This window comes from Acidisphaera rubrifaciens HS-AP3 (assembly GCF_000964365.1).
In the GTDB taxonomy this organism is placed as follows: domain Bacteria; phylum Pseudomonadota; class Alphaproteobacteria; order Acetobacterales; family Acetobacteraceae; genus Acidisphaera; species Acidisphaera rubrifaciens.
Genome location: NZ_BANB01001048.1, coordinates 1 through 668, shown reverse-complemented (window position 1 = coordinate 668; position 668 = coordinate 1). Strand labels below are relative to the sequence as shown.

Genomic DNA, 668 nt, shown 5'->3' with positions numbered 1-668 from the left:
GCCGAGGGCGGCGGCGGCGGCGATGCCAGCCAGATCCCGGCCTCGGCCGGCGACCTCGCGGAGGGGATGCGCATCTACAAGGCGGCCAACTGCGTCGGCTGCCACAAATGGGACGGGCAGGGCGGCGGCGGCTATGGCGGCGCCGCGGCCAACCTGCGTCAGACGCAGCTCGACTACAACGCCATCGTGATGACCGTCACCTGCGGCCGGCCCGGCACGGGCATGCCGCATTTCCAGGAAGATGCCTATTCGGACGGGCATTGCTACGGGCTGAAGGCGGGCGACATCCCGCCCGACCAGAAGGTGGCGGCGCCGATCAAGTGGCTGCGGCCGCACGACATCCTGACGGTCGCGAAATACGTGGACGAAGACCTGAAGGGCAAGGGCCCGCCCACCTATGCGCAGTGCCAGGCGTTTTTCGGCACCAGCAGCCGGGTGTGCGAGACCTATCCGCACGCGGGCGGCAGCGGGCCGAAGCACATGTCGGTCGACTCGGCGCCCGACAACAATCTGGAGTCCAAATGACCCGACGTCTCCCAGCGGTCCCCGCGACCCTGTGCACGCTGCTGGCCGCCACGGCGCTCGCCGCCGTGCCCGCCCGCGCCGCCGACACTACGCAAGCCCCCACGGCCGCCCCCTCGGCCGCCCCGTCTGGCGCCCCGTCTGGC

Annotated in this window: 1 protein-coding gene; it reads left to right on the top strand. The window is 71.6% G+C overall.

Annotated features, from left to right (window positions below; translation table 11 throughout):
• On the top strand, positions 1-525 hold a 525-nt coding region (locus B8460_RS19975), incomplete at its 5' end, for a c-type cytochrome (RefSeq protein ID WP_052945323.1).
• Between the last annotated feature and the right edge of the window lie 143 nt (positions 526-668).